The sequence below is a fragment of the Mesorhizobium sp. WSM4845 genome, from assembly GCF_055811455.1.
Genome location: NZ_JBVVQA010000003.1, coordinates 308,712 through 334,470, shown reverse-complemented (window position 1 = coordinate 334,470; position 25,759 = coordinate 308,712). Strand labels below are relative to the sequence as shown.

Sequence of the window (25,759 nt, the reverse complement as noted above, 5' to 3'; positions counted from 1 at the left end):
GGCGACACGTCCGTCAATTACGAACGCAAAGGTTACGGCCGCGGCCTGATCCTTGGCCTCACCATGGCCGAGACGATGCTGCTGCTGGTCTTCTGCCTCCTGCTTGCGGCAGGGGCGATCATCGCAAAAAAGGAAAAGGAGGCCGCGGCGGCCGAGAGCTGGGCCATTGAGGCGACGAAGAAAGCCCGGATTGCCGAAGCCCAGGCCGCCAAGGCCAAGAAGGAAAATGAAGCACTTCTCTCACGGGTAGCCAAGATGATGGAATCGGCGACTGGCGGTAGGATACCGGATGAGGAATGGCGCGAACTGGTCAAGGCGAAACAGGATGTCGAAAGGATCGAGGAAACGGGCCTGACAGTCGAAGAAGCCATCAAGCACGCCCCCGTGACCAAGGTCATCAAGGAACACGCGGTGGATGAGAAAATCGCAAAGGAGCTTGTCCTTGCAGTCAAAACGCTGGCCGAGCAGGGGATAACGGCCGAACAGACTGAGAAATTGGCGTCTTCCATGGCGGTGCTGCGCGACAGGGGCTTCACTGAGAAGGCCGATCCCGCGGCCGATCTCGCTGCTGCCTTGGACAAGGCCGCCGAAGAACGGAATTCAAGGCCGCACAAATGGCCGCCCATCATCAGCATGAGCGAGCTGGAGGGCTACAACTTCAAGGTCGGCAGCGCGGAGTTGTCGGACACGTTCAAGATCAAGCTACGCCAAAAGGCCTCGGAGATCGCAGGGCGGGCGAAGGAATACGGCGTCGACATCATCGAGGTGATCGGACATACCGACGAGCAGGCCATGTCGGGATACGCGTCGAACTTGGACAGGGGATTAAAACCCGTTCTGGACGGCCAGAAGCCCATCGGCTCCCTGCATCCCGCCGACAACGCAGGTCTCGGCCTCGCACGCGCCATTTCGGTCGCCGAACTGCTCGGAGGCATGCACGAACTCAAAGGCCTGACCATCCTGCCAATGTCGGGCGGCCAGTTGATCCTGCCCGGAGACCAGCTTACGGACGGTGCGCAGTCAGGAGACGTGAAGGCCAGGCGGCGGATCGAAATCCGGGTCCGCAAAAGATCGGAGCAACAAACGACAAAAGCCGTCGTTCAGCAGACTAGCGACGGGTAGCGTTGAATCCGCTCTCGTCAGCAAGTATTGGCCGGACAACGCCCCAGCCCGACCTAGACACACATTCAGGGAGAAGGCTCGTATGCCTCGATTTACAATCCCCTTGCTCGTTGCCTTCGGGATCACGCTCGCGTTGCCGGCCCACGCTCTCGATGTCTCGGTCAAAACCCACGACCTTGGCCCGTTTGGTGTAAGCAACAGCGTCTACCTGTCTGGGCCTATCGAGAGCGGGGACGCGGAGAAGGTTTGGCACGCGATCCGTGTCCTCAACCTCGAAAACGCGGCTGCTGTTCTCCACGTGACCATCAGTTCTCCAGGCGGCTCAGTCACCGAAGCTCTGGATATTGGCCGCTTGCTTAACAAATTGCCAACGATGTTCCCAATCACGACTACCTCAAGTGTCGGGATCAAGGGGGAACCGACGGCGACGCCGGGAGACTGTGCCAGCGCCTGTATCCTCATTTACTTAGGTGCGACCTATCGCTATCTTGATCCAGCGAGCCGCATCGGCGTCCACCAATTTTCCTTCCGCGACGCAAGCACCCTGAGCCCTGCAGAGGCAACTTCGATCACGCAGCTACTCGCTGCCGACGTGACCGCGTATCTCAGTGATGTTCGTGTCGATCCCTCGTTGTTCTCGTCATGTCTCAGACCTTTCCGGAAGACATTCACTGGATCGACCACGACAAACTCGAGGTGCTACGAGTGGTGAATGAGCACGTCTATGACCAGAATGCCGAGTACAAGAATGCAGATGGCACGTACTACCTTCTGCTCTGGCAGCAAAGCTACTGGGGCCAGAATAAGATTGTAGCCGCCTGCAATGACGGGCAGATGGTATTCGTGGCCTTTCTTCAGCCACCAGACTTGGCGCTGATAGCGAGGCACGAGCACCAGCTTACATTGGTCGCGGACGGGGAGGAATTCACACCTGTCTGGCGCGAGATCCCGAAGCCAACAGCGCGTTTTGGTCGTGCTGCTTTCTCGCTCGACTCTACCCAACTCGCCCGCTTCGCTTCGGCCCGGAGCGTAGGCGCCCGAATGATGATTCCGGGCGGGCAGATTTTCTTTGGATTCCAGATGGACCTGTCTGACAGCAAACTCCACGACACCATCGCCGGTTGCCGCTAACCCAACGCTCGCTTGTCGAAAGAAGGGCTGTGACGCCCGCCGCCTCGCGTGCATGTCGCAGGTCCCCGACAGCGTCCGCCAGCATTCGCCGACAGTTATTCGACCTATATTCAACGTGGCAGGATGGGGAAGTAGCTAAGTGCTTCAAATTGCTGGTTCCCGCTCATGGGCTCGAACCACGATTCACGCCTTCAAAGAGGCTCTGCACGGTGAGCGATTGGCGGAAGAGGTGGGATTCGAACCCACGGTACGGTTCCCCGTACGCCAGTTTAGTGCATTTCCGGTCCCTTATCGGGGCCGAAGATCTCCCTGTCACCGCCGTGAAAGGGCAGTCGGACTTTTGCAAGTGTTTCATGTCGCGCCCGTGTCGCATGGACCTGCCGACAGCTTCTGTAAGTCATTGAAAATAAACGGTAGCCAATTGCAACATGATGCGACATGAAAAGAGCAGCGGTGGCATTTAAGCCGTTGATTTTATTGGTGATCCCGACAGGAATCGAACCTGTGACCTACAGATTAGGAATCTGCTACTCTATCCCGTTGGGCTACGGGAACTAGCGGCCCGACACATAATCGCATCGGCAGGGGCACGAATTCGAGGTCATGGCCGGCGTGAGGGACCATACGGAACGATGCGGGAAGACTTCTGATTTCGGCCCACGAAAAAGTCAATGAAATCAACGTTTCTAGGACGCCCTCCGGGCCCACCATTCAGTCAGCCGGATTTCCGGGTTTTTCGCCCGTCTCAAAATAGCTACGACATTTCCGGGTTAGCGCCGAGTAGCAGCCAACACTTGGCTGAGACTCCGCAGTGAGCGTCCAAAACACCTGTCTTTTGGCCGTCCGTCTCTGTCGGGCGAATTCCGTAGCCAAGTGTTTGCCAAAGCGATGGTTGGCTGATCAGCCAGATGCACGCCGGATTGTGTCAGAAGCCGAGGAGTGTGGCCTGGGTACTCCAGGCGTGCGGCAGGTCAGAGACCCGCGAGGGCTTGTGCGCCGTCAGTTCGACAGTTGATCACCCGCAACGATGCTTGCAGCAATTTTCGGGGCGAGGAACGCGAAGGGCAGGAGGCGGCTCACCTCAGATGCAACGGTGCCGTTGAGGATGGCAACGTCGGTGAGGCTTCGGTTAGCTCCGTCCGTAAGTTGTTTTAGGTACAATTGGTCTCGACGCAGAAGGTCAATCAAAGCGCCATCGGGTTCTCGGTCGCTGTGGGATCCGTCTGTAAGCACGATCCGCGTTTCGATTCAGGCGATGCTCAACTGCCGATTCACAGCCTGCGCAGGAAGGCGCCAGCCTTCGGACTCGTTTCGCCGTCGGTCGACGAATTGCTTCGAGACATAGTAGCGGTAGCGGACACCTTGCTTGTTGGCATGAACCGATCGCAATTTCTCGCCAGCTTCGTGATAGAGCAAACCTGTCAGCAGATGAGGTTGCGAGACATTGGAATCGCCGCCGTGGCGCTTGCGAGGCGAGCAGTGCCTGGGCCTCTTGGAACATTGCCGCCGTGACGATCGGCTCGCGCTCACCATCGTAAACTTGATCCTGGTGCCTGATCTTGCCGATGTAGATCTGGTTCGAAAGAAGGTGGTAGAGATTGCCGCGACCAAACGGCATGGTGACGGTAACTGATCCGTCCTTGCGTTGTCGGAGCCGTGTCGAGAGCCCCTCACTCGCACCCTCATCGACAAGATCCCGAACCGACTTCAGGGTGAGATAGCGGTCGAACAGGTGCCTGACTGTTTGTGCTTCGGTCTCGTCAATTTACCAGCTTGCGATTGTCGACGCGATAGCCCAGCGGCACCACGCCGCCCATCCACATACCCTTCTTCTTCGCCGCAGCGACGTTGTCGCGAATGCGCTCGGCTGTGACCTCTCGCCCGAACTGGGCAAAGGACAAAAGCACGTTGAGGGTGAGCCCGCCGAGATTGACGAGCAAGTTGAAGGTTTTATCCAGGCCACCGGCGCGCGCATCGAGAGCGGCCGCAGCCGTGCATGTTATGTGCGCGATGCCGGCGCCGAGCGGGCGCTCGTGGTTCTCGGCGCTTCAGGAGCTGGCAAGTCGTCGTTCCTGCGAGCGGGGTTGTGGCCGCGCCTGCGCCGGATGACATTCGCTTCGAGAATCCCGCCGACCTTTGCTGCTGCAAGGACCACGGCGTCGGGCGTGGTTTCTGTCATCCAGCGATGCACGGCGTCCTGATTTCGAAGGTCGAGAACGTCGCGCGGAGCCATTAGGACCTTGCAGTTTTCTTCTCCCATCGCCGCGCCACAGCCGAGCCGACCATGCCGCGGTGGCCAGCCACGAATATCCGTTTTGCGTCGAGCCGATAAGTGTAGTCCATGACCGCTGGCCCTCTCTAGACGCTACTGTCCATGTGCCAGCTCTCTCGCTCCAGACGTTTCAGATCGGCGGTCACCATTTCCGCCACGAGGTCGCTGAACGTCGTCTTAGGCGACCAGCCGAGCTTTGAGCGGGCTTTCGCCGGATTTCCCATCAGGAGATCGACGTCCGTCGGACGGAAATGGCGTGGGTCGACTCGGACGAGGATCTCTCCTGTCTTGCCATCCCGGCCGATCTCGTCCACCCCCTTACCTTCCCAGACGATGACACGGCCGATTGCCCGAAAGGCACGTTCCACGAACTCGCGCACCGAATGGATTTCGCCCGTGGCGAGGACGAAGTCGTCAGGCTCGGCGTGCAGAAGAATCCGCCACATGCCCTCCACATAGTCGCGAGCATGCCCCCAGTCGCGTTTCGCGTCCAGATTTCCAAGATAGAGGGTGGACTGAAAGCCTCGCTCGATACCTGCAACCGCACGTGTGATCTTGCGGGTCACAAACGTCTCGCCGCGCGTGGGGCCTTCATGATTAAACAGTATGCCATTGGAAGCGAACATTCCGTACGCTTCACGGTAATTGATCGTGATCCAATAGGCATAGAGTTTGGCCGCCGCATAGGGAGAGCGCGGGTAGAACGGCGTTTTCTCCGTCTGGGGCACCTCCTGGACTTTGCCGAACAGCTCGGAGGTTGACGCTTGATAAAAGCGCACCCGCTCTTCCATCTTCAGGATGCGTATGGCTTCAAGCAGCCTGAGTGTGCCAAGGGCATCGGCGTTGCCGGTATATTCCGGCGTCTCGAAGCTTACCTGGACATGGCTTTGGGCCGCAAGATTGTAGATTTCGGTAGGGCGCGTCTCCTGAATGATACGAATGAGATTGGTCGCATCGGTCAGGTCGGCGTAGTGGAGAAAGAAGCGTGCGTCCGGTTCGTGCGGATCGACGTAGATGTCGTCGATGCGTTCGGTATTGAAGGAGGAGGATCTGCGTTTCAGTCCGTGGACAGTATAGCCTTTCTCCAGCAGCAGTCTGGCAAGGTAGGCACCGTCCTGACCGGTCACACCAGTAATGAGCGCAATGCGATCTGTCATCGTGTCCCATCCAATCGTTGAGGGCTGTGGTGGCGCCGTCGACCTACGGTCCGCCCCCGCACTCCTCAAATGAAAGGCGAAAGCGCTTTGTTCGACCAGAGTGTCATTGTGGGAGGCACGCCACCAAACGGAGGTAATCCCACCGCTCAATGCCCGTCACAGCTACTTCCCGTGCGTCCCCTTCTGCTTGGCTAGCCTCGTCGGACGTAGCCGCCCGCCGCGAGCGCGGCGGCATGCTTCAGGTAATGAAAGTCGGATAGCGTTCGCGCCATCGGTTCGGCCATCTCGAACCTCCTCGGGCTCGGTCTGCGGAACATCCCGCTAACTAAGAGGTTGTAAGAACCTCGCGCTGCGGTGACGCGGCAGAGGTGCGGAAGAAGACAAGATCCTGCGCCCGGCGCAGCGCGTCGCACAGCCGCCCTATCGGAAGCTCGATGTCGTCATAGCCGAGCACCTCGTCGCGCTTGACGTCGCGCAGCAGTCGGCAGCCCTCGGCGAGCCCGATCGGCACCAGCCGCTCGGCGTGCACCGTCCGCGCGTTCTCGCAGAGGCCATAGGTCATGTAATGTCCGAGGCCATCGAGGATCTCTCCGGCACTAAGGTCCCGCTTGGCGGCGGCCACCACGTCAACGGTTGGTGCGCCCAGGGGCGCAATCGCAGCATCGCGGAAGATCGCGGCCCTCGCCACTGTGAAGGGCACCTCGAAATGACATAGATGATAAGGCCAATAGAAGCAGTAGAGCGGCCCGGGGCCCATCTTGTAGAGTGACAGATAGTGTTTCTCGACGGCATTCTCTGTGGTGCCAAGAACGAAGACGCCAGGGTTGGGCATGGCGCCGACACAATAATCAACTATCCCCGGCCCCTCGAGGAGCTGATTGAGCGGATACCAGCCGACCGCCTCCTGGATCGGGGTCCCGGGCTCGACCACAGGCCCGTACATGCCGCGCTTGGCAACCAGCATGCCTGTGGCGTTGGCGACGATGGCGTTCTCGAATGAGATCTTCGTGCCGTCCGCGAAGGAGGTGACCATCGGGGCCTTCATCCCCCACTTCTTGGCAAATCCCTCCTGGGTCGTCGGATTTCGGTAGGGATCGTGCAGGCCCTTGATGTTCCCGCAAAGCACGGGACGTATGCCCAGGCCCCTGACCCAACGGTAGAGGTTCATGATGACGCCCGGCTGATCCCCCTCCACATTGGTGAGGACCACGCCTGCCTGGTCGGCATACACTTTCAGGATTGGGCCGATCGTGCCGTCGAGTTCGGCATTCATCAGGGCGACATGCTTGCCGTGCCGGATCGCCTGCATTGTGACGTGGGCAGCGAACTCGACCGCGCCCGTCGCCTCGACGACGATGTCGATGCCTTCGGCGTCGCAAATGTGCATCGGGTCCGCCGTGATCGCGCGGCGGCCGCGGGCCACGAGATCCTCAAGCGCTTTGGTGCTGGTCACCTCCGTCACATCGTCCGCGCCTGCAGCGGCATAGGCCTCTCGCGCCTTTTCCACGTGTCTGTTGGAAATGGCTACGAGTTCCATGCCCGGAACATATCGCAGCATCTGCATCGCGATGCCTCGGGCCATGAAACCGGCCCCCACCATACCCACGCGAATTGGACGCCCCTCAGCCTGGAGCAACTCCAACGCCCGGTCGACGATGAACATTTGCGTCTCCTCTGTAGCGCTCCCGCAAGTTCGTCGCCGAGAAAGGTCATTCGGCGTAGTCCGGCCAAGTTCGGTCCTTATCTGAGATCACCGCCGGCTCACCCACTGGCCACTTCACGGCGAAAGCAGAATCGTTCCAACGAACACCGCGTTCGGCTGCCGGTGCATAGAATTCGGAGACGAGATACGTGGCCTCGGTGTGGTCCTCAATGGTGAGAAAGGCGTTCGCGCAGCCCTTCGGTATCACCAGCATCCGTTGGTTCGCCGCGGAAAGTTCCACAGTGAGGTGCTGCTTATAGGTGGGCGACTCGGGCCGCAGGTCGATCAGCACGTCGTACAGACTGCCCCGGATGCAGCGAAGCATCTTGTCCTCGCCATGGGGAGCCAGCTGGTAGTGGAAGCCGCGCAGTGTATGCTTGTGCCTGTTGTATGAAATATTCATCTGCACGACATGATCCGGAAGTCCCTGCTCGGCAAATTCCCGCGAACACCAGCCGCGAGCGAAAAAGCCCCGCTCATCTTCGAATTTCTGCAGTTCCACCAGGGTGGCGCCGGGAATATCGGTCTTTGTGAAAACCATCGTAGATCCATTGATCAAATGAGTGTTACGTCGGGTCGCATCTCCGACGCTCTCCTGATGGTTGCTCGCGCCGGCGATCCGCTTGTGCGATCGCGGGACGGCATTAGACTTGCGCCGGATGCAAGAGCCGCGAGCCGTGGACTTCATAGCCGATAGGCACATAGGCTAGGTGTGAAAGTGCGCGTCTTACGCTTTCCCGGCGTTCCGGCTTGACCGCGAACATAAGGAACCCGCCGCCGCCGGCGCCGCACAGCTTGCCGCCTTCCGCACCTGCGTCCCTGGCGAGGTCGTAGTGGCCATTGATCGCCGCGTTACTCACGCGGGACGCCAAACTCCGCTTCATCTCCCACCCTGCGTGAAGGACGGCACCGAAGCGTTCTATGTCGATGATGGGCTCCGAAAAGATCTCCTGAAGCATGAAGGCATCGTCCCGCATCCGCCTGAGCGTATCGAGATTGCTTGACGTGTTCGCCTTCTGCTCTGCCAGCACGGAACTGGCCGGTCGCTGATGCGATGTCCAGAACATCATCAGGTTGCTGAAGAGATGTTCGACGGCGCCATTGCGCACCCGCTGCGGCTCGACCGTTACCGCGCCGCCAGGCTGGAAGCGGAACAGGTTCATGCCCCCGAACGCGGCGGCATACTGGTCCTGCTTGCCAATCGGCTCCTTGAGGATGTGCATCTCGATGTGACATGCCTCTTCGGCGAGTTGGCCAGGGGTGACACGTTCTCCCCGGAATGCATGCAGGGCGTTGAGCAGTCCCACCGTGAACGAGCTCGACCCCCCCATGCCCGTCGAGGCCGGCATGTCTCCGACCGTCGAGATGTAAATCGGCGGTTCGATCTCCAGGAAATGCAGGCATTCGCGAGCGATGTTGTTCTTGATCTCCCCAATGGTGTTTACCTGCTCTGTCTGTGAATAGTTCAAGCGGATGGGTTCATTAAAGATCTCGCTGTGACGCTTGACGGTGACATAGATGTACTTGTCCACTGCCGCGCTGAAGACCGCGCCGCAATCGAGATTGTAGAAATCGGGCAGGTCGGTACCGCCGCCAGCAAAACTGACGCGCAAAGGAGTGCGCGTCAGGACGAGAGACGGTAGACGCTGTGCAGCGCGGTCGATGATGGTCGGAAGGTCCAGTCCTGAGCGGCGCCCCACGGCTTTGGTATCGTCTAGCTGTTCCATATTTTGCCCTCACGAAAATCAACGGAATGAAAATTAGGCAACACGCGGCTGTGCGTTTCGCCAGCGCAGCTGATCATCGAGCATCCCCGCCTTGAGCAAATGATCGAGCCAGCGCAGCCGCGTGAAGCGCTTGTCGGTAAAGTCTTCAAATCTAAGTGCGATCGAGCGGAACGCCTCATAAAGCTCCTGCGCTCCCTTTCGCGCCGTCGACTGAAACTCGAAATCCGGGAAACTCCGTGAGAACTTGCTGAAGTCCGCCTTGTAGGTCCTTTGGTCCGCGCCCGGCTTCGGTGTCATTGTGAGCTGCGCGCCGGGGACGGCCTCAACGGCGATCTCTGCTATCTCGCGCACCTGAAGATTGAGGCTTTCAACACCCATGTTGAACGCCTCATTGTGGATGTCCTGTAGCGGCGCCTCCAGCATCAATTTGAAATAGCGCGCGACATCCTGGACATGAACCACGGGCCGCCATGGCGTGCCATCGCTATGGACTTCGACACGTCCAGTTGTGAAGGCGCTGCCCATGAAATTGTTCAGCACGGTGTCGAAGCGCATTCGCGGCGAGAGACCATAAACGGTGCCGTTGCGGCAATAGACGGGCGAGAACCGGTCGTCCGCCAGCGCGCGCAGCGCTTCTTCGGCAGCAGCCTTCGATCTTGCGTACTCTGTCTGCGGCGCCAGCGGGGCGGTTTCGTCGACGACGGCGGCTTTCGACATGCCATACATGATGCAGGAGGAGGAAAATAGGAACCGCCGGATGCCGGCCGCCTTGGCCATCGTGGCCAGACGAACTGTCCCTTGCGCATTGATCTGCCTCGTCCAATCCGCGTTGAGATTTCCGATCGGGTCGTTCGAGAGTGCCGCCAGATGGATCACCGCGTCAAAGCCCTGGAGATCCGGGGGTTCGATGGCGCGCAGATCCTTTGTGATCTCGGGCACACTGGTATTGTCGGCTCCCAGGGTGCACGCATGAAAATATCCCATGTCCAGCCCGACCACCTCATAGCCCGCCCTCTGCAACACGGGCACCATGACAGAACCGAGATATCCATTGTGTCCGGTGACGAGAACGCGTGTTGGTTCATTCATGTCTGCCCTGCTCCGCTTTCGAAAGGAGTTCACGGGTGAGGTCCAGAAGCGAGCATTGCTCGCTTACTTGCGCATATAGGCAGTCCGCGGCTTCGGCCGCTTGACGGTCACGATCGTCATCGCCGACAAAGAGTGTGCGTGTGAGGTCGAGATCAAAGTCGCGCTGTGCCTGATACAGCATGCCGGGTTTGGGCTTGCGGCAGTCGCAGCCGTCGTCCCAGCCGTGTGGGCAGTGGTAGATCTCCGCGATCTTGCCGCCGACGGCTTCGGACTCGGCGCACATGCGCTGGTGAAGCGCCTCGAGATCAGCGGCGGTCATCGCTCCGCGCGCTATCCCTGCCTGGTTCGAGATGACGACTATGCGGTAGCCGGCCTCGTTCAGAAGGGCCAACGCCTGCTTTGCACCCGGAACCCACTCCCACTGGTCCCATGAACACACATATTGAGCCCGTGGCGGTCTGCAGTTGAGTACGCCGTCCCTATCTACGAGCATGGTTTTTTCGCGCCTCATAAAGCGCTCCGTCGCGGGTAGACGCTCGATCGAGCCCACGCTGTAATAGCGGTGCTCGCTCACGAAGCCGGCGAGGCGATGCTGCGTCGCGAGCGGGGTGTAGATGGCCTCCTCGAAGAGGGTGTCCTCGTCGGGCAGGAGTTCGAGTGCGAGATCGGTCAGTATGGCATAGCTGATCTCGACTCCCTGCAGCCCGGGCGTGGTGCGGAGCCGGTCGAAGACGGTCACATTGTCGTCCGCATCAAGGATCACGCTGCCGCGTGAATAGCCGTCCTTGTTGCTGTAGACGGTGATCATTCCAGGCTTGCCGGCCGCACAGAAGCGTTGCCACAGCCGCTCCATGCGCATCGGCCAGTAATTGTCACAATACAGCAGCAGGAAGCAGGGATCTATGAGGTGACGGGCATTTGATACCCGGCTGCTGGTGAGGTCGTCGGGACGGGTGACGGCATATTCGATACTGAGGCCCAACCTGCTGCCGTCGCCGAAGTGGTCCATCACCACATGGGGCAAATACCCGAGTAGAAGAAGAACCCTTTCGAACCCCTCCTGCCGCAGCTGTTCGATCTGGTATTCCAAAAAAGGGCGGCCGAGCACCGGCACCATTGGTTTCGGGCGGTCGAGTGTGATCGGCCGCATGCGCGTGCCACGCCCGCCGGCCAGGATGACCGCTTGGCGCGGCCGGCTGTAGGTGCGGCCCTCGACATCTGCGTTTTGCAGGCAGGGAGAGCTCGGCAGGACAATATTCATTGACCGCGCTCCGGTCGGTCGGCGACGAGGTATCGCGTGATGGCATGACAGATCGCGGCGTGGGCGTCCTCGACGAGTTCGTAGGTGCCTTTTTCAGACCGCACCCATACTGGCTGATCGACGAGCTCTTTAAGCGTGCCGCCGTCAAAACCGACAATGCCGATCGTGGCTACCTTCCTTTCGCGAGCGAGTTCGACTGCCCGCACGAGATTAAGCGAGTTCCCGCTGGCTGAAATCACTATGAGCACGTCACCCGGCTTGGCGAAGTTCTCCATCTGGCCGGCAAAGATACGCTCGTAGCCTTCGTCATTGCCGAGCGCCGTCATCCAGGAGACGTTGTCTGTCAGGCCCATGACCCGGATTGGCTGCCTTCCCGAGCGCTTCGTGGCCTTACCGAGGTCATTGACCCAGTGGGAGGCGGTCGCTGCGCTGCCGCCGTTGCCGGCGACGAAGACTGTGCCGCCCGCATCGCGTACGGCGCGCAGCATCTGTATCGCCTCCTGCACGGCATCCGTATCGATCTGCGCCAATGCGATGCACAGCGATGCCAGATAATCCTGCGTGAAATCCTTAGGCTGCAACCAGAGGGCATCATCCGCGAACATTTGCAACATCCCACCACTCCCTGATCGATCGCGAGCTCTGTCACCTCGATTGCTGCAATAGGTGAGCCATCATCACAGCGTGCGAGCACTTCGAGTTCAATTGCTATTCCGAACGGGAAGCTGGTGGGCGGCGCCCATCGGACGTACCTAAAAGGAATATCCCTTGTTCTCTCCGTTGCGGCCGGCAGGCGGCCATATCGGCGTCAAGATCGTCACAGTGTCGCCTGACAACAATGCCGTAGGCAAACCCGCGGTGATGGGGCTTTACCTCCTGCTCGACGGCGCGACGGGCTGCGCATTTCATGCGCTCTTTCGGCACCACGGAGAGAACAAGGGATATTCCTTTTGGCTACCTCCGGTGAGCGCGCCGCCCGCCAGCTTCCCGTTCGGAATAGCAATTGAACTCGAAGTGCTCGCACGCTGTGATGATGGCTCACCTATAGCAGCAATCGAGGGTGTGGCATGACAGGTCTCGCGATTGATCAGGGACACGCGATCGATCAGGGACAGTTGCGCGAGCAAGTGCTTGGGGTACCCGTGCACGCCCTGGGTTTGGCGCAGGCAGTCAACAGTGTCTTCGACTGGGCCCTACGGCGGGAGAGCCGAACGGTTTTCCTGTGCAATGTCCACAGTGTCGTCACCGCCCGCCGCAATCGCGCCCATGCCGAAGCGATGGATAGCGCCGACCTTGTCGCGCCGGATGGAGCGCCGGTGGCCTGGATGCTGAGGCGGCAGGGACACGCGGATCAGCCGCGCATCAGCGGACCGGACCTGATGTGGATTTGTTGCCGGAGGGCATCGGAACTCGGCACGGCAATGTTCCTGTACGGCGGCAGCCCGGGCACCCTCCAGCGTCTGGGAGGGTGCATTCGAACCGAGTTTGCCGGCATAAACATCGTGGGCTCTTACTCACCTCCGCGCCGCCCTCTGTCGGCCGAGGAAGATGAGGCAGTGGTCAGAATGATCAATCAGTCCGGTGCGAGGATCGTGTGGGTGGGACTCGGATGTCCCAAGCAGGAAAGCTGGATGCAGGCGCATCGCGGCCGGATCAATGCGGTCATGTTGGGGGTAGGAGCAGCTTTCGATTTCCACGCCGGAGACGTCAAGCGGGCGCCGCAATGGATGCAGAAGAGCGGGCTGGAATGGCTGCACCGGCTCCTCCAGGATCCCCGCCGCCTGGCGAGCAGGTATCTCGTGACGAACAGCCTGTTCATCCTGGCTTTGCTGCAGGCGTTGCTGCTTCCCAGGCACAGACTTCGTGACGGTTAGAGGGAGGCCGAACCAGTGAACACGCTCGGACCGCCGTATTGCTGATCTGCGCCAACTCCTTCACGGGCGGCTGTTCTTCGGCGCTGCTGCTGGGAGGCGGCGCTGCCCATATCTGGACGGTGTGGTTTGCATTGCCTCGACAGGCACCTGACTGGAGGCTACCATGACTCTGAGCAAACAGGCCGCCAGTCTGGCTGTCCTGCATGTCACCGACGTCCTGCAGCCGCTGATCATCTTGCCCTATGCCGGGCGCGTCCTCGGACCCATGAGTTTCGGGCAGTACGCGTATGCGCTCGCCATCGGTCAACTCGCTGCCTCCGTCGTAGCCTATGGATTTCATTGGACCGCGCAGCGCAGGGTTGCTTCCCTTCGTTACGAGCCGGCGGAGATCGCGTCACTCGTTGCTCAGGTCATGGCCACCAAGGCAGTGCTGTTCGTTGCCGTATGCCTGGTTGGCCTTGTGCTGGCCGGCGACGTCCTGGCGCTCAGTAGGCCGACATTCCTGTGCGCGATGCTCTCGGCCGCCGGCAGCATTATTTTTCCGGCCTGGCTCTTCGTCGGCCTGGAACGCGCCTGGCAGGCGGCCGTCGCGGTGGTTGTTGCTCGCGTTCTGGCGCTCGTCTGCTTCGTCGCCATGGTCGCATCACCTGACCAGGTCGCGCTCGCCGTTGCCATCCAGAGCGCAGTTCCCGTCGTCAGTGGCGTCATCTGCTTACCTTTCATCCTTCCGATCGGGTTCGGCGGCTTCAGGTCCGTGACGCTTTCGACGATTGGAATGCAGCTACGCAACGGCTGGAGGGGATTCCTCTTCTTAGCCGTGGAGACTGCCCTCTTCACCCTCCCCGTCGCCCTTGTCGGGCATTTCGAAGGTTATGTCGCAGCCGGACAATATTCTGTCGCCGAAAAATTCCTATTAGCCGCGCGGGTATTTTTCAAGTTGCTTATGGATACCTTCATACCGAGGGTTTCATACTACGCTCATGTCGACCCGGCTGCCGGGATACGACTGATAAGGATATCACTATTCACCGTAGCAGGCGGAACGGCGATGAGTATTGGAATGTTCTTTGTTGCCCCATATATAATATTGATCCTCTTCGGAGATGAATTTTTAGGGGCGATACCTATCGTGCGCGCAATGGCCATTATACCATTGCTGATGAACATAAATACATTCACAGCAAATATATTCATGTTTAGTTACGGCTATGAAAATGAATGGGCCGTCCTTAACGTATCCGGTCTGCTAGTATTCCTGGTGGCCACATATTTTTTGTCTTTCGTCATGGCGGAGCAAGCCATTGTTTATGCGCTGGTGGCGAAGGAAGTCGTCGTGCTGGTGGTTTCAGCCGGCTTCTTCCTCATTGGCGGAGCGGCCGCCCTTCGCACGGCGGCGGCTTGCGACGCAGGCCGGGTGCCAGGATGTCCGCCGGCGTCCCAATCCGCGCCGTTGGAGCACGACGCCGATCGTTTCCGGTCGTAGGAGAGCATAGTATGTTCGCCACTGATCACTTTGTCCTTCAGCCGTCGGGGTCTCCTCATCAGCCGATCCCCCCCAAGGATCGCGACGAGCTGACCGCGAAAGACATCTTGAGATTTGTTCGAAGCAGTTGGCGCCTTTGCCTCCTCTGGATAGTTGTGAGCCTTGGTATCGGCGGCGCATATGCGGTCCTTTCGCCTGGATATTACACCGCCTATGCGACAATCCTCCTTTCATCTCCGCCCGCTTCGCAACCGGGCGAAGCTGAGGCAGATGAGCGGGTCTATGTAGAGAGCCAGATACAGGTCATTCAGTCGGACGAGGTCGTCGGACGCGTTGTTGACCACACTGGCTTAGCGGAAGACGAAGAGTTTGTGATGGATGACAGCTTGCGCGCGCGGATCTCCAGCTATGTGCGGAGCCAGTTGGCGTCTCTCTTCGGCACCGAACTGCCGACGGCGGAGCCAAATATTCGGCATGAGGCGATGGTCCTTGTGAGGCGCGCGTTTTCCGTTCATCAGCTGGGTTCCTCCCGCGCCGTCGAGATCGGGGTCACCTCTTCCGATCCTCAGTTCTCGGCCATGCTCGCGAACGCGATCGCCGGCGGTTACATCGGAAGTCAGCGCGAACGCCGGCAGGCGGCTCGCGCGGAAGAAACATCTGATCTGCACAAGCGGCTGGCGGAACTTCGGGAAAAGGCTTTTGTGACCGAATCACCGAAGAAACTCCCATCGGACCCTGAATCTGCGGAGAGGGCAAGAGTCCTTTTCCGCGAGCAGCAGAGCGCGGCCGAGGTTTATCGCTCGCTTTACAATGCCCTTCTGCAGCGGACCCACTCCGATTTTAGCGCCTCGTCGCTGATCCCGAGCGCAAGGGTCATCACCGCGGCCGAACCGCCTCGCCAACGCAGTTGGCCGCCAACGGTCCTGATGGTAGCGCTCTCCGCTATGGCCGGTGGGATTGCCGGCGTTGGTCATGCATTGATCAGGCAGGCAATGAACCACCGCCTGATGACGGTCGAGGATGTGCACAGGTCGACCGGCCTCGATCGGATTGTAGGGATCCCCAGAATTCCCCGCCGCAGGTGGAATGTCGTGTGGCCATGCGAGCAGTCTTTGCAGCCCGTCTACTCAAAGGACGCTCCCGAGCTTCACAGCTCGCTGAGCAAGATTGCCACCCGGATGCGCGGAGTTCAGGGCCGCCAAGTGAGCAAGATTGCCACCCGGATGCGCGGAGTTCAGGGCCGCCAAGGCGGATTTGTAATCGGCGTTGCTTCACCCCTCGGCAAGTCCGGAAGCTCCACGGTGGCGGTTCATCTCGCAAGGGTCATTGCGGCGACCGGGCAAAAGACACTGCTCGTTGATGCCAATTGGCAAAAGCCATCAATGGACCAGCCAATGCTGAACGCGGAGCCAGGTCGCAAGCTCGCCAGGGCGTTTGCCACCATTCCCGCGGATCAGGAAGGGCTGGAAGTTCTGGTTCTCAGGCCCACGGGGTCAATCTCCGACTTGAATGCCTCGCTCTCGATCTCCGCTGCACTCCAGCATCTGCAGCAAGAATACAGTTGTATAGTGGTTGATTTTCACAGCACCGACCGCACCGCTGATCTGGAAGCGGCCATGGGCGTCCTCAGCGAGGTCCTCCTGGTGCTAAAGGCACGCCTCACTTTCGCGGACCATCTCGAAGGAATCCTGCGCATCATCCCTAGAGAGAAACTCTCGGCAGTAATTTTGACCAGGATCAACCGTGCGCCATCCTTCGCCGTGCGCCGCCGCACTGATCGCGGGAACCCACGCGGACCAATCTGGCTCGTGAAGGCTTTCAGTCCTAACCGGTGACACAGGTCATGACCTCGCCAGCGACATTGTCACGCAGGAAGGGTTCAGAGCCGGTCGACCTCGTTTGCAGCCATTCCCCTGACGTGCTCGACTACACCCTCTTTCTCTCCGGCATTTGGCTGGCCTGCGCCCTCGCAATATCCCTGCGCCTGCTTGGCCCTTTCTTCGTAGTGATCCCGGTCGGTGTCTGTCTGGCCTATGCCGTGCTGCGGCAGACGGTGCCGCCTCGTCTGCTGGCGGTCTACACCGCCTTCTGCCTCTTCATTGCCCTGCTGTCCAGATACGGGCTGATGCCGGATTCCTGGCAGGTTCACTTCCTTCAAGAAGCAGTCATAAGGCAAATCGTCCCGATTGTAGGATTCTTCGCCGTCGCATGGGCATCCAAGGCTTATTTCCGCCGCAGGCTGATGAGCGGCAATGCTTTTTTTGGTGCACCCGTTTTCCTGTTCCTATCTCTCGTTGTCGCGCCGGCGGTGATGTTTCAGCAGGACGTGCAATATCAGGGCGCATCTCCGCAAGCCACGATACCGATTCTTTATGGTTCGCTGATCAATAACATGGTCATTGCCATGTTTTTCATTGCAGGCGGTATTTTTCTGACGAACGACTGGCGCCGATACGGCGGCATTTTGCTCTTATTGGGAATAGCCCTCGCCAGCCCCTTGGCTCAGTTCAAGGTGCTCGCGGCCACGATGATCGTCATCCTAATTGGCGTGCCCGGCCGGTTGATGGCCGCAGCTCTGGCGACCGCACTGACTTCGGCCTATGCCGTCGGGCTGAACTTTATACCTCAAACCTTTGCTCTGGACCCGAACTCCGGGATCCGACTCGAGTTCATTTCGGACGCACTCGCATCCCTTGCGGATACATACGGATTTGGCATCGGATTTGGGAAGGAATCGGTCCGATGGCGATATGAGTTTCCCGGGTTCGAGGATATTACCTTTCTTCCCGACACCAGGAATATTACGCACGCCAAAATGCTTGAGATACTCTCGACCGGAATTCACAATTCGTTCTTTCAAGCCATATTGCGGACGGGGGTCATTGGTTTCATTTTAATCGTGTCTGCCATTTTGGTGGCCTTCCCGCCAAATCGACTGCCACGCGGTGTTCGCAATCATGCGTCCACAGTCTTCATCACGATTTTCCTCGCCATGTTCGTCAATCCAGTCCTGGAGAGCCCTGTACAGATTGTGGGAGTTGGTTTCTCATACGGCTATTTGATTGCACTTCGCGCCAGCGTTCCGGCCTTGGCTGTCGAACCCCCTCCAGTTGAACCGGGTCGAACTCAGCATTGCGCTTGTTCATACATCTGACGGAACATGGATGCGGCCCACCCGACATCGGCGGGCTATCGGTCTCGGTAGAAGGGGATCGCTTTGTACCGATTTTGGCGCGGCAGGAGCAGGAGAGCCGTCCGCTGATGTGCCCGCTCTTGCGGCGGCGCCGTGCCGCTTCCATGAGGAGTGCCTCGAAAGAGCCAGCGAGCCAGCCATTTTGCCTCGGCCTCGGCTATGGCTCCTCTGGTAGCATAGAGCCATCCACTGCGCAGGTTCGCCCGCGCCGGAGAAACCCGTGCTAAGTCGCCCGTAGAGATACGGGGGCAACCCGTTGGGGGAACCCATGAAGCTGTTGAGATCCTTGTTGTCGGCGCTGTCGATGACCATGGCTTCGACCCGCCTCGCCTCGTTCGCTGGCGCCATCGCTCTGATTCCGACAGCGGCACTTGCCGACTACACGCTACAGCCCGGAGACACGCTGGAAGTATCGGTCCCTGGTATTCCGGATTTCAGGCAGCGATTGCTGATCGGAGTGGACGGCGAAGTGAACTTGGCGCTGGTTGGAGCGGTTCAAGTCAGCGGCCTTTCCATTCAACAAGCGCAGGAAATAATCGCTGGCAGTCTCGCCAGCAAGCAGTATCAGCGGGGGACCGCGGACGGCCGTGAAGTAACGCACCTGATCCAGACCGACCAGGTCTTCGTTTCGCTTGCCGAATACCGGCCCATCTATGTTAATGGTGATGTGGCCAAGCCGGGAGAGTACATCTTCCGGCCGGGTATGACCGTCCGACAGGCCGTGGCGGTTGCGGGGGGCTACAGCGCTGCCCAGGTTCGCATCGCCAATCCGCTCATGGAAGCGGCCGATTTCCGTTCCGAGTACAAAGCCCTATGGGCGCAATTCGCAACGGAACAGGCTCGCATCTGGCGCCTTCGCACAGAACTCGGCGAAGAAGTCGAACATGTCAAAAACGTGCCGGTGCCTGAGGCGCTCGCCGAACGATTGAAGCAAACGGCAACAGCGCATATCGAAGCTCGTTTGTCAGACAGTGAAAAGGACAAGGAGCTTCTGCGACGTGCTGTCGAGGAGACTAACCTGCAACTGGGCCTCCTGTCTGAAAAGAAGAAGAAGGACGAAGAGGGAAGCCAGGCCGACGCCGACGATTACGAGAGCGTCAGGACGCTGTTTCAGAAGGGCCTGGCGCCGACCACGCGCCTATCTGAAGCCCGTCGAGCGGTGCTTATGTCATCAACCCAACTGCTCGATACGATCGTCCAGGCATCGAACATCGAGCGCCAGCGCGGCGAATATGTCAGACAGATGAACAAGATCGACAGTGAACGACAAATCGCGGCCTTGGGAGAGCTACAGGAGGCCTATATGAATCTGGCCCAGATCTCGGCGCGTCTTGAGGGTACCGCGCAGAAGCTGGCGCTTACAGGTCAAGCGCAATCCACCTTGCTGATAGCCGCGGGTCGGCCCGAGATAACGGTCCATAGAAAGCGAGAGCAGGGCGCCGAGACGCTCCCCGGCAGCGAAGATCTCGGGCTTGCGCCCGGCGACGTTGTGGAGGTCGTTCTGCCAAAGGTCGACTTTTCCGGAGCCGTCGCGTCGTCGCCACGGGCGTCCGGGATGCCGAATTGAGATTCGGACGGGGCGGACTGCGATGCGCGTCTTAATGGTTCATAATTTCTACCAGATAAGGGCCGGAGAGGACAGCGTGGTTCGGGAGGAGCTCGCGTGCCTCAAGCAGAATGGGGTCGAGGTCGAGCTGTTCTCCGCCACGAATGACGATATCGTGCGGGTCGCGCGGAAGATTTCTACCGCCCTGGGGGTTGTCTACAACTCTCATTCACGGCGGGCACTGTCCCGAAAATTGGCGGAATTTTCACCGGATGTCGTCCATATCCACAATTTCTTTCCTCTCCTGAGCCCCTCCATCCTGGATGCGTGCCGCGAGGCCGGCGTGCCATCAGTAATGACCTTGCACAATTTCAGGATCCTCTGTCCCAGTTCCTTGCTTTATCCCGATGAGAGGCTTCGGGAGCGAAGTCTCCGCCACGCCTGCTGGTGGACTGTTCCGAAGAAGGTCTACAGGAATTCCCTGGCGGGCACGCTCGCCCTTGCCGCAATGGTCGAGTTTCACAAGAGAGTCGGCACCTGGTCCCGCAAGGTCGAGCGATTCATTGCCCTCACCGACTGGGCCAGGCGCAAGCTTGTGGAAGGCGGCCTGCCGGCCGAACGCATCGTCGTCAAGCCCAACGCTGTTGCCAGGCCGCCGATCTTCGGTGACCTTCGTCGCAATGGAGGGCTGTTCGTCGGACGACTGGATGAGCACCACAAGGGAGTGGCCACGCTGCTCGAGGCGTGGAAGGAGATCGACTATCCGCTGCGGATCATCGGCGACGGGCCGTTGGCCCCGCTTGTCGAGCAATCTGCGTGCGAGCGCGTGGAATATCTCGGGCGTCAGTCGCGCGAGACGGTGCTGAAAGAGATGCATGCTGCAGCATTCCTGCTCTTTCCGTCGAAAGGGTATGAATTGTTTCCCATGACAGTCATCGAGGCCTTCGCAAGCCGGCTGCCGGTCATCTGCTCGGATCTGCCGTGGATCAAAGGGGTCGTGGAGCCAGACGTCACCGGCCTTGTCGTTCCTGTCGGCAATGCCGGCGCGTTGGCCGATCGTGTGCGCTGGGCGCTTTCAAACCGATCTGCCTTGGAGGAAGTGGCAGGCCGGGCCTATGCCGCCTATCAGGAGCAGTACACGCCCGAAGCAAACTTCAATCGGCTGATGGCCATCTATGAACCCCTGGTCAGGCGCCGGATCCGGGCCTTCGCGGCGGTGTCGTGAGGTGGGCCGGAACATGCGCCGGCAGGAACCGACCAGGGCTGCCCATAGGGCAGACCAAGCTTCACGCGTCAACGAGCGCAGTGCGGGCCGGGGTACTCCCCATTTTTCGTTTATCGATTTCCCCGAGGATCGATCCTGCCGCCTCGCATACTTCGGAGAGTTCCTCTTTTGCTTCCATTGCCGAAACACGGTGCAACGGGAGGCTGAGGCCGCCCGCAGGCACCTATTGTGACAGTTTGATCGAATGCGCATTGTCTTGACCCGGCGCGAACCTTTGGATTCACCTGATGGTGTGAGCATCTTCATTGTGGCACTTGCCCAGGCGTTGCTCGAACTGGGGCACCAGGTGCAGATCGTGGTCGGCACCTTCGAAAGCCCCGCAAAATTTCAGCGACTTCTTTCGCCTCGCCTCGAGTTGCCGATAATCGGATTGAGCCGCACGCCTTTGACCGGACCGGCCTCAGTCGCGGCATGGCTGCGGGCGATCGGTATCATCAATCGGTTCCGGCCGGACCTTGTCATCCACAGCGAGACGGTGCCGCTACCGCTGGGTGGCACGATCGTCCAGATCGTTCACGATCTCGAGAGACGGAAAGGGGCGCTTGCGGCAGCATGGCGAGCCATTCGACGCGCGAGCATGCGGCGCTGCCACTACGTCGTCGCCTCCACGACCGAGCTTCAGGAGGAACTGGTGCGAGATCTTGGCCTGCCAAGGGACCAAATCCTGAAAATTCCCAAATGCATCGATCGCCAGTCATATGCGTCTCGTGGGCTGGCAGAGCGCGAGCGGGCAATCCTCCATGCCGGCACCTCGCCCTACAAGGTGCCTGAGGCGACGATTCGGGCATTCGGCGCCCTCAACGACCCTTCCGTACGGCTCTACGTGACGGGTGACATCACAAGACCGGTGCGGGAGGCGGTCGATGCTCTTCCTGAACCGATAAGGCGGCACGTAGTCCTTCTCGGCATGGCAGAGGGAGCACGCGTTCGCGAGCTACACAGCCGCGTTCGCGTCGCCGCTTTCCCCACGCGCTATACGGTTCCTGTCGCCTCAGCAACGGTGATGGAGGCGATCGCCAGCGGCACACCCATCGTCGGGACTTCAAGGCTCAGCCGGGATCTCCTCGCGGATGGCGTGAATGGGGCAGTGGTCGAACCACAGCCCGAGGCGATGGCCGCAACGCTAAAGGCGCTGCTGGACGATGATGACCTTTGGTCGCGTTTGTCGGCGGGTGCCCGCGAGAGGGTTAGACAGTTCGATGCTCACAGTGTTGCAAAGCAATATCTGGAGCTCGCGAACCCCTCCGGATTGCGGTCCAACATCGGAATCTCGGTGAAGGGGGAGGAAGACAAAGGGACTGACGAACCGCGGCTCGCGCGTCAGCGGCTTGTCGGGCTCCTTACATCCCATTCCCTGAAAGCTTCTTACGGTTGGGGAATGCGATGATCATCGGCTACTGTCGTATCAACACCTTCGAACCCGCTGCCAGGCTGGAGGCGCAAAAGCTTTATCTTGCCCGCTTGGGAGCCGAGAACTTCTTCTGCGAGAAGACCAGCATATTCGGTTCGACGCCGGAGCTGGAGAGGGCGATCGCATGTGCCGGGAAAGGAGACGTGATTGCGATCACGAAGCCGTACCGTGTTGCGCGCACAACCCGCGAAGTGCTGGCGCTCATCGAAAGGCTTGGCACCAAGGATGTCGGTCTTCGCATCGTCGACACACCTATCGATACGAGCACGACGACGGGACGCATGATTCTTGCATCAGCGCCTCTCTGGACGCTTGGGATGTCCCCGTCGCGGTCAATGCTGTCAGACCTGCTTCTCTTTTGGCGTCGTCGCCGGTAGGGCCTGGTCGGATTCAACGCACCAGCGCACTCGCTGCTCACTGCCAGTTGAAGGCAAGCCGCAATGGCGGTCTGGGATCAAATACCTTGCGCTCGATGGACCAACCGGCATGCACGGCCGCCCTTTGCCAGATGATGTTGCGGGGATTGGCGAGCGCGTGGACGCAGCAGTCCCTAACACTGTGCTTTTCAGCGCCTTCTGATATCCGGGTATGGAACGACAGGCCGTTGGATGTCGGGGCGTCCCTGCCGTCCCGTGGCCCATTGTAGGTGTCCCGGCTCCGGCAGCGGTTGAACGAGCAACCGCCACTGCCGACCTTACCCTGCGGAACGGCCGAGAAGGCGCCGTTGCCCTGTTGAACGGCATCGACGTCATCGACCCGGCAATTGAAGCTTCCCTCCAACATGACGCCAGCGCCCGTGGGGCTGTTGTTGTAGAAGACGAGTCCACGTCGAATTGTACAGCGATCCGAGTGAAAGGCGGAAATATTGTCCTCGGTCCAGGAGGTGGGTCCGTTCTCGGCCGAGAATTCTTCCAGGCTCGTTTCCGGAGAGAGGTTGAACTGCACATTCTGTCCACGGGGGAACGGCCCGCGCGCGTCGTGGAGTTCGAGGAAGCTCATCTGGGTGCCCGGACAGTCGACGACGTAGATATTGGAGGAGCCGCGGGACGCCTTGACACGGATGATGATCGCATCGGGGCAGCTTTCCAGCTCTATGTTGTTGCGGTTCTGGCTTGGTCCGGTCCCCGAGGGGGGAACGCCGACATGATCGATCTCGAGATCCTGCAAGCGTATTCCGGCTGCTCCCCGGGCGTATATCCCGCTGCCCATGGCATGACGAATGCGGCAGCTGCGGACGATGACGCCCTGATGGAGTGCCGTGATCCCGTTGTCATGGGGGGCGTAAATGTCAAGATTTTCAATGATCTGCCCATCCGCGCGCGTGAGCACGGGTCCGCTTGGACGCAGAAAGGAGGCGGCACCCCCGAACCATTTACCGCCTGATCCCCCCTGGGCAGGATGCACCGCTGCACCGACGACACCCGAGGCAGGCAGCGCCAGCAGCCCGGCAAGGAGACGGCGCCGGTCAAGGCGCGGGGATTCAAGAGACTGCCGGCCGCGCGACATGGAATCTATCAGCAGTTCGGGTGCTAAACGTCGACTCGGCTTGTGCGGAGACGTCGAGGTGGCCAACGAGATGCAGATAAACCCCACCTCTCGGCAAGGCGGCTTCTTCGGCTAGGTTGTCGTCAGGCATCCCCATTTCCCCTGTGCGCCAGCGGCGTAGGTTCCCGAAGAATGCACATCGGCGGCAGGCTTATGCCCGCACAGGACTCCGCACACCATCTCTCCATTCCACCCGCCGCGAAAGCCCTTCATAAGGCTTAATTCCGATGGGCAAAGTGCCATCTGCCGGATTCCCTGCCATTCTCCGAAGCTGGTAATAAGCGGAGCGCGAGGCGATGTCGGTTGAAGCGGACGTCTTTGACTATGTGATCGTCGGAGCCGGGGCGGGAGGCTGCGTCTTGGCCAATCGTCTGGCGGCTGACGGCACCAATACGGTCTGCCTGCTCGAGGCGGGGCCGGCCGACAGCAGCATCCTTCTGCACATTCCGGCGGGACTCTACAAGACATCCTCGAATCCGAAATATGCCTGGCAGTTCGAAACGGAGCCTAGTCCGGGGACGGCCAACCGTTCTATTCCGATGTCGCAGGGCAAGACACTAGGCGGTTCGACCGCAATTAACGGCATGAACTACAACCGCGGCGCGGCGGCGGACTTCGACGAGTGGGCCCTCCAGGGCAATCGAGGCTGGGGCTACGCCGACGTGCTGCCCTATTTCAAGAGAACCGAGCGGAGGCTTGGGACATGCGATCCCTTCTACCGCGGGACGGACGGACTGCTTCCAGTTACAGACTGCGATTGGCGACATCCACTATGTGATGCATTCATCGAGGCCGCGCTCAATGCCGGTATCCCGCGTAATCCCGACTACAATTCAGCAAGCCAGGCCGGCGTGGGCTACTATCAGCGCTATATCGACAACGGATGGCGCGTGAGCGCAGCGCGGGCTTTCCTACGGCCGGTCGCCAGAAAGAAGAACTTGGACGTCCGCACGAACGCGCAGGCCACTGCCGTCCTGTTCGAGGGAAAGCGTGCCATCGGCGTTCGATATGCACGAGGAGGGCCGAGTCATCCCACGAGCTGTGTGAAGGCCCGTCGGGAGGTGATCCTCTCCGCTGGCGCGGCGAACTCACCAAAGCTGCTGCAGCTGTCAGGCGTCGGTGCTGCGAGTATGCTCTCCGGCCTTGGAATTCCGGTCGTGCACGAATTGCCCGGTGTCGGTGCAAATGTTCAGGACCATTACATCGTCCATGTGATCGCCCGGGTGGAGGGCATCGAAACGGTCAGCGGACACGGCGTCGCCCTCTTGCGCGAGGCAGCGAAATGGATGCTGGGCCGCCCGAACTTTCTCGCCGTCAGCCCGTCGCTCGTCTACGGGTTCGCCAACTCGCGGGATCTTCACTCCACCCCCGATATCCAGCTTGACCTTGCCCTGGGCAATTATACCGATCACGGCGCGCGGCGGTTTCCGGTCATCAAGCTTGGCTACTATCAGTTGCGGCCGAAGAGCATCGGACATGTTCGGGCGGTCTCGGCAGATCCGTTTCAAGCTCCGCTCATCCAGCCCAACTATCTCGCCGATGATCAGGACCGACAGGTCGTTATTAACGGCATGAGGACTGTGCAGCAGCTGTTTCGGGCCCCCGAGCTAAGGCGCTACAACTGCACGGAAGAGCTTCCCGGCCCGAAAATAACGGACGACGCCGACCGGCTCCAGTTTGCCCGCGAAATCGGGCTGACCGCCTATCATTTGTGCGGATCGTGCCGGATGGGCCCGTCCGACAGTGTTGAATCTGTCGTGGACCACCAGTTGCGGGTCCACGGCCTCAAGGGCCTGAGGGTCGTTGATGCTTCCATCATGCCCTCCGTTCCCTCGGCCAACACTTCGGCCGCTGTCTTTATGATCGCGGAAAAGGCAGCAGACATGATCCTGGGTCGGCAACCTCTCCCGGCACTGGAGCGCCATGCGCCGGGCCAACCTGCGGCGGCCGAATAGTTGAAA

23 protein-coding genes, 1 tRNA gene and 2 pseudogenes are annotated in these 25,759 nt (G+C 59.9%); 14 read left to right on the top strand and 12 right to left on the bottom strand.

What is annotated here, in order from left to right:
* Positions 1-63 precede the first annotated feature (63 nt).
* The 3 genes from AC0L2C_RS05840 to AC0L2C_RS05830 all read left to right on the top strand — a co-directional run bounded on the left by AC0L2C_RS05840 (position 64) and on the right by AC0L2C_RS05830 (position 2,253).
* Entirely contained in the window at positions 64-1,122 is a 1,059-nt protein-coding gene (locus tag AC0L2C_RS05840; protein WP_473522935.1) for an OmpA family protein, read from the top strand.
* Between the two features lie 82 nt (positions 1,123-1,204).
* A complete protein-coding gene (locus AC0L2C_RS05835; RefSeq protein ID WP_473522934.1) occupies positions 1,205-1,834 on the top strand; it encodes a COG3904 family protein in 630 nt (209 codons plus the stop codon).
* Positions 1,765-2,253 carry a hypothetical protein gene (locus AC0L2C_RS05830; protein WP_473522965.1) on the top strand — a complete coding sequence of 163 codons (489 nt, stop codon included), beginning with the start codon at positions 1,765-1,767 and terminating at the stop codon, positions 2,251-2,253. The genes AC0L2C_RS05835 and AC0L2C_RS05830 overlap by 70 nt, the downstream gene beginning before the upstream one ends.
* Before the next feature lie 478 nt (positions 2,254-2,731).
* Here AC0L2C_RS05830 and AC0L2C_RS05825 read toward each other — a convergent pair.
* The 3 genes from AC0L2C_RS05825 to AC0L2C_RS05815 all read right to left on the bottom strand — a co-directional run bounded on the left by AC0L2C_RS05825 (position 2,732) and on the right by AC0L2C_RS05815 (position 4,193).
* Positions 2,732-2,808, bottom strand: a tRNA-Arg gene (locus tag AC0L2C_RS05825).
* Between the two features lie 625 nt (positions 2,809-3,433).
* Positions 3,434-3,964, bottom strand: a complete 531-nt coding sequence (locus AC0L2C_RS05820; protein WP_473522963.1) for a recombinase family protein — start codon at positions 3,962-3,964, stop codon at positions 3,434-3,436.
* A 49-nt stretch (positions 3,965-4,013) separates the two neighbouring features.
* Complete coding sequence (locus AC0L2C_RS05815; protein WP_287062408.1) at positions 4,014-4,193, bottom strand: hypothetical protein; 180 nt, start codon at positions 4,191-4,193, stop codon at positions 4,014-4,016.
* A gap of 63 nt (positions 4,194-4,256) precedes the next feature.
* Here AC0L2C_RS05815 and AC0L2C_RS05810 point away from each other — a divergent pair, with 63 nt between their 5' ends.
* Positions 4,257-4,454, top strand: coding sequence for an nSTAND1 domain-containing NTPase (locus AC0L2C_RS05810; RefSeq protein ID WP_353685231.1), 198 nt, complete (start codon positions 4,257-4,259; stop codon positions 4,452-4,454).
* Here the strand turns inward: AC0L2C_RS05810 and AC0L2C_RS05805 are convergent.
* The 8 genes and pseudogenes from AC0L2C_RS05805 to AC0L2C_RS05770 all read right to left on the bottom strand — a co-directional run.
* Positions 4,373-4,596 (bottom strand): annotated as a pseudogene (locus tag AC0L2C_RS05805) (NAD-dependent epimerase/dehydratase family protein); the annotation flags it as partial. The gene AC0L2C_RS05810 and the pseudogene AC0L2C_RS05805 sit on opposite strands and share 82 nt — an antisense overlap.
* 15 nt (positions 4,597-4,611) lie before the next feature.
* A complete protein-coding gene (gmd, locus tag AC0L2C_RS05800; protein WP_128246357.1) occupies positions 4,612-5,682 on the bottom strand; it encodes a GDP-mannose 4,6-dehydratase in 1,071 nt (356 codons plus the stop codon).
* Positions 5,683-6,007: 325 nt separating this feature from the next.
* On the bottom strand, positions 6,008-7,345 hold the full coding sequence (locus AC0L2C_RS05795) for an NAD(P)H-dependent oxidoreductase (RefSeq protein WP_128246356.1): 1,338 nt from the start codon (positions 7,343-7,345) through the stop codon (positions 6,008-6,010).
* A gap of 46 nt (positions 7,346-7,391) precedes the next feature.
* Positions 7,392-7,925 (bottom strand): dTDP-4-dehydrorhamnose 3,5-epimerase, encoded by a 534-nt coding sequence (rfbC, locus tag AC0L2C_RS05790; protein ID WP_128246355.1) that lies wholly within the window; start codon positions 7,923-7,925, stop codon positions 7,392-7,394.
* A gap of 103 nt (positions 7,926-8,028) precedes the next feature.
* On the bottom strand, positions 8,029-9,111 hold the full coding sequence (locus AC0L2C_RS05785) for a GHMP family kinase ATP-binding protein (RefSeq protein WP_473522933.1): 1,083 nt from the start codon (positions 9,109-9,111) through the stop codon (positions 8,029-8,031).
* A gap of 33 nt (positions 9,112-9,144) precedes the next feature.
* A complete protein-coding gene (locus tag AC0L2C_RS05780) occupies positions 9,145-10,200 on the bottom strand; it encodes an NAD-dependent epimerase/dehydratase family protein (protein ID WP_128246353.1) in 1,056 nt (351 codons plus the stop codon).
* Positions 10,193-11,461: an HAD-IIIA family hydrolase gene (locus tag AC0L2C_RS05775; protein ID WP_473522932.1), complete on the bottom strand. Its 1,269-nt coding sequence runs from the start codon at positions 11,459-11,461 to the stop codon at positions 10,193-10,195. The genes AC0L2C_RS05780 and AC0L2C_RS05775 overlap by 8 nt, the downstream gene beginning before the upstream one ends.
* Complete coding sequence (locus AC0L2C_RS05770; RefSeq protein WP_287062397.1) at positions 11,458-12,066, bottom strand: SIS domain-containing protein; 609 nt, start codon at positions 12,064-12,066, stop codon at positions 11,458-11,460. Before AC0L2C_RS05770 ends, AC0L2C_RS05775 begins: the two co-directional genes overlap by 4 nt.
* Before the next feature lie 184 nt (positions 12,067-12,250).
* Between AC0L2C_RS05770 and AC0L2C_RS05765 the strand changes: the two are divergent.
* The 9 genes and pseudogenes from AC0L2C_RS05765 to AC0L2C_RS05725 all read left to right on the top strand — a co-directional run.
* Positions 12,251-12,358, top strand: a pseudogene (locus AC0L2C_RS05765) (bifunctional Delta(1)-pyrroline-2-carboxylate/Delta(1)-piperideine-2-carboxylate reductase); the annotation flags it as partial.
* Between the two features lie 170 nt (positions 12,359-12,528).
* Positions 12,529-13,335 carry a WecB/TagA/CpsF family glycosyltransferase gene (locus tag AC0L2C_RS05760; RefSeq protein WP_128246350.1) on the top strand — a complete coding sequence of 269 codons (807 nt, stop codon included), beginning with the start codon at positions 12,529-12,531 and terminating at the stop codon, positions 13,333-13,335.
* A gap of 163 nt (positions 13,336-13,498) precedes the next feature.
* Positions 13,499-14,818 (top strand): oligosaccharide flippase family protein, encoded by a 1,320-nt coding sequence (locus AC0L2C_RS05755; RefSeq protein WP_473522931.1) that lies wholly within the window; start codon positions 13,499-13,501, stop codon positions 14,816-14,818.
* An 11-nt stretch (positions 14,819-14,829) separates the two neighbouring features.
* Positions 14,830-16,653: a Wzz/FepE/Etk N-terminal domain-containing protein gene (locus AC0L2C_RS05750; RefSeq protein WP_128246348.1), complete on the top strand. Its 1,824-nt coding sequence runs from the start codon at positions 14,830-14,832 to the stop codon at positions 16,651-16,653.
* Between the two features lie 8 nt (positions 16,654-16,661).
* Complete coding sequence (locus tag AC0L2C_RS05745; RefSeq protein ID WP_128246347.1) at positions 16,662-17,972, top strand: O-antigen ligase family protein; 1,311 nt, start codon at positions 16,662-16,664, stop codon at positions 17,970-17,972.
* Positions 17,973-18,279: 307 nt separating this feature from the next.
* Entirely contained in the window at positions 18,280-19,578 is a 1,299-nt protein-coding gene (locus AC0L2C_RS05740; protein ID WP_128246346.1) for a polysaccharide biosynthesis/export family protein, read from the top strand.
* A 76-nt stretch (positions 19,579-19,654) separates the two neighbouring features.
* Positions 19,655-20,782, top strand: coding sequence for a glycosyltransferase family 4 protein (locus AC0L2C_RS05735; protein ID WP_473522930.1), 1,128 nt, complete (start codon positions 19,655-19,657; stop codon positions 20,780-20,782).
* Between the two features lie 256 nt (positions 20,783-21,038).
* Positions 21,039-22,229, top strand: a complete 1,191-nt coding sequence (locus AC0L2C_RS05730; protein WP_473522929.1) for a glycosyltransferase family 4 protein — start codon at positions 21,039-21,041, stop codon at positions 22,227-22,229.
* Entirely contained in the window at positions 22,226-22,630 is a 405-nt protein-coding gene (locus tag AC0L2C_RS05725) for a recombinase family protein (protein ID WP_128246343.1), read from the top strand. Before AC0L2C_RS05730 ends, AC0L2C_RS05725 begins: the two co-directional genes overlap by 4 nt.
* Positions 22,631-22,667: 37 nt before the next feature.
* Here the strand turns inward: AC0L2C_RS05725 and AC0L2C_RS05720 are convergent, their stop codons facing one another.
* Positions 22,668-23,759: a right-handed parallel beta-helix repeat-containing protein gene (locus AC0L2C_RS05720; protein ID WP_128246342.1), complete on the bottom strand. Its 1,092-nt coding sequence runs from the start codon at positions 23,757-23,759 to the stop codon at positions 22,668-22,670.
* Positions 23,760-24,094: 335 nt separating this feature from the next.
* On the opposite strand from AC0L2C_RS05720, the gene AC0L2C_RS05715 reads away from it, so the two are divergent.
* Positions 24,095-25,753, top strand: coding sequence for a GMC family oxidoreductase (locus AC0L2C_RS05715; RefSeq protein ID WP_128246341.1), 1,659 nt, complete (start codon positions 24,095-24,097; stop codon positions 25,751-25,753).
* Positions 25,754-25,759: the final 6 nt, after the last annotated feature.

Coding starts and splice junctions, on each gene's coding strand:
- AC0L2C_RS05840 (WP_473522935.1), top strand. CDS start 64: ATGGCCGAGACGATGCTGCTGCTGGTCTTCTGCCTCCTGCTTGCGGCA.
- AC0L2C_RS05835 (WP_473522934.1), top strand. CDS start 1,205: ATGCCTCGATTTACAATCCCCTTGCTCGTTGCCTTCGGGATCACGCTC.
- AC0L2C_RS05830 (WP_473522965.1), top strand. CDS start 1,765: ATGTCTCAGACCTTTCCGGAAGACATTCACTGGATCGACCACGACAAA.
- gmd (WP_128246357.1), bottom strand. CDS start 5,682: ATGACAGATCGCATTGCGCTCATTACTGGTGTGACCGGTCAGGACGGT.
- AC0L2C_RS05795 (WP_128246356.1), bottom strand. CDS start 7,345: ATGTTCATCGTCGACCGGGCGTTGGAGTTGCTCCAGGCTGAGGGGCGT.
- rfbC (WP_128246355.1), bottom strand. CDS start 7,925: ATGGTTTTCACAAAGACCGATATTCCCGGCGCCACCCTGGTGGAACTG.
- AC0L2C_RS05785 (WP_473522933.1), bottom strand. CDS start 9,111: ATGGAACAGCTAGACGATACCAAAGCCGTGGGGCGCCGCTCAGGACTG.
- AC0L2C_RS05780 (WP_128246353.1), bottom strand. CDS start 10,200: ATGAATGAACCAACACGCGTTCTCGTCACCGGACACAATGGATATCTC.
- AC0L2C_RS05775 (WP_473522932.1), bottom strand. CDS start 11,461: ATGAATATTGTCCTGCCGAGCTCTCCCTGCCTGCAAAACGCAGATGTC.
- AC0L2C_RS05770 (WP_287062397.1), bottom strand. CDS start 12,066: ATGTTCGCGGATGATGCCCTCTGGTTGCAGCCTAAGGATTTCACGCAG.
- AC0L2C_RS05760 (WP_128246350.1), top strand. CDS start 12,529: ATGACAGGTCTCGCGATTGATCAGGGACACGCGATCGATCAGGGACAG.
- AC0L2C_RS05755 (WP_473522931.1), top strand. CDS start 13,499: ATGACTCTGAGCAAACAGGCCGCCAGTCTGGCTGTCCTGCATGTCACC.
- AC0L2C_RS05750 (WP_128246348.1), top strand. CDS start 14,830: ATGTTCGCCACTGATCACTTTGTCCTTCAGCCGTCGGGGTCTCCTCAT.
- AC0L2C_RS05745 (WP_128246347.1), top strand. CDS start 16,662: ATGACCTCGCCAGCGACATTGTCACGCAGGAAGGGTTCAGAGCCGGTC.
- AC0L2C_RS05740 (WP_128246346.1), top strand. CDS start 18,280: ATGAAGCTGTTGAGATCCTTGTTGTCGGCGCTGTCGATGACCATGGCT.
- AC0L2C_RS05725 (WP_128246343.1), top strand. CDS start 22,226: ATGATCATCGGCTACTGTCGTATCAACACCTTCGAACCCGCTGCCAGG.
- AC0L2C_RS05720 (WP_128246342.1), bottom strand. CDS start 23,759: ATGTCGCGCGGCCGGCAGTCTCTTGAATCCCCGCGCCTTGACCGGCGC.
- AC0L2C_RS05715 (WP_128246341.1), top strand. CDS start 24,095: ATGTCGGTTGAAGCGGACGTCTTTGACTATGTGATCGTCGGAGCCGGG.